Source organism: Peribacillus sp. P4_C12, from assembly GCF_056402095.1.
This window is the reverse complement of record NZ_JBFUIB010000668.1, coordinates 1-1,726: the sequence shown is the minus strand read 5'-3', so window position 1 is coordinate 1,726 and position 1,726 is coordinate 1. Positions and strand designations below refer to the sequence as shown.

Sequence of the window (1,726 nt, the reverse complement as noted above, 5' to 3'; positions counted from 1 at the left end):
TACCAGGCTTCTAAAGGCGCTGTAAGAATGATGACACAAACAGCGGCTTTGGAATTGGGTGCTTATGGAATACGAGTAGTAGGTATCGCACCAGGCGGTGTGGATACTCCAATTATCCAAGGATATAAAGATATGGGAATCATCGATAAATTGAATGCAAGCCAAATGCGCGGCAAATTAATTAAGCCGGAAGCAATTGCGAATGCTGTTTATCTACTATCATTAGATGAAGCTGATGCGATTAATGGCAGTATTGTTATGGTTGATGATGGCTATGCATCTTTTAAATAATTTTGAAAAGGAAAACATCGTCCTAATCCGACGATGTTTTCTTTTTATGTCTTATATGACTAATGCAAGTCTCATAGACCAAAGGTTATATTGACCGATTGGTATCATCAGGCTATTATGGAAAATAGATCGGACAAGCCGGTCTTATCTTTTGTAAAAGAAGGTTGATATTTTTGAAAAAAGGGCAGCAAACAAAAGAACGGATCATTAATGTAGCCCGGACTCTTTTTGCCAGTAAAGGTTTTGACATGACCAGAACGAATGAAATCGCTTCTGCCTGTAATGTTTCCGAAGCTACGATTTACAAATACTTTGACAGCAAAAAAGATTTGCTTTTGGCTACGATTACTCCTAGTGAAAAAGAAGATGCGGAAGTTGAGACTAGCCACCTTTCTACGGATGAGCTTGTAGAGAACCACGTTATCACATTGATAAAAAAAATTCTTGAAAATAAAGAACAGTATTCGATATTATTTCGAGAAACTCAATACGATAAAGAAATTTCTAAACAATATGTTGAGCAAATCTTCAAGCCAAATGCTAAGCTTATTGAACTTCAGAAGAGAATTGATACTGGAGAGATTCACTATATTTCCGATATTATCCTATTTAATGTAGGAATTATTTCTTTTACATTAGCTTTATCGACCCATTATGAGATTCATCAACAGAAAACGGAACCGTATTTTACTGAGGAACGAATAAAGAGTATTGCTCAGCTTTTAGTATATGGGATTCATGGAAAAAGCAATAATACATAAATAAACGGTCATATTTAAGGCGTATGAAGTCAACAAGCCGTAAATATGACCGTTGCTTTATCTACAATTAGTATTAGTTATTCAAGCTTGTACCTCTAGTCTTGACGATACATTGTGCAAACTAGTGTAAGCCGAAGAATGGAACTATACCAGTTATTTTGGAGATGCAAAAATTAAAAGGTCAAGGAAGAAACAATTTGAAATTTTAGGAAAAGTAGAGGGGGATAACTGAGAAAAGTTTCTGAATAGGTTATTCACATTAATCCCGAGTTAAACACTTGACTTTTATTTTTCTGAATATTACGATTATTATATGGTACATGACTTACCTAGGCAGGATTCTTATCCGATTTATTAGTGATTGAGTGATTTTTATTGAATCAGCAAGTCTTATCACAGATAAGAAAATAATAGGAGGAAATTTATATGAGCGAAATCGTAATTTTATCAGGCAGTCCAGCGAGTCCATCAAGAACTGACATCTCTCTAAAACATGTTCGATCACTAGTTGAACAAGAGGGGTTTACCACTGCTTATTACTCTATAACGGATTTTTCCGCAGATGATCTATTCCAAGGCCGGTATAATAGTGAAGATATAATAAAGCTTTCAGAAAAAATTCAGGAAGCTAGAGGTATCATTATTGGTTCACCAGTCTATAAGGCATCTTACAC

The 1,726-nt window shown here is 35.2% G+C and carries 3 protein-coding genes; all 3 read left to right on the top strand.

The genetic code is table 11. From position 1 onward, the window contains the following. The coding region (locus AC1DUW_RS27810) for an SDR family NAD(P)-dependent oxidoreductase (RefSeq protein WP_477644052.1) at nucleotides 1-291 on the top strand (291 nt) is incomplete at its 5' end. 173 nt (nucleotides 292-464) lie between these two features. After that, nucleotides 465-1,052 (top strand): TetR/AcrR family transcriptional regulator, encoded by a 588-nt coding sequence (locus tag AC1DUW_RS27805; RefSeq protein ID WP_053346358.1) that lies wholly within the window; start codon nucleotides 465-467, stop codon nucleotides 1,050-1,052. Between the two features lie 426 nt (nucleotides 1,053-1,478). Next, the coding region (locus AC1DUW_RS27800) for an NAD(P)H-dependent oxidoreductase (protein ID WP_477644051.1) at nucleotides 1,479-1,726 on the top strand (248 nt) is incomplete at its 3' end.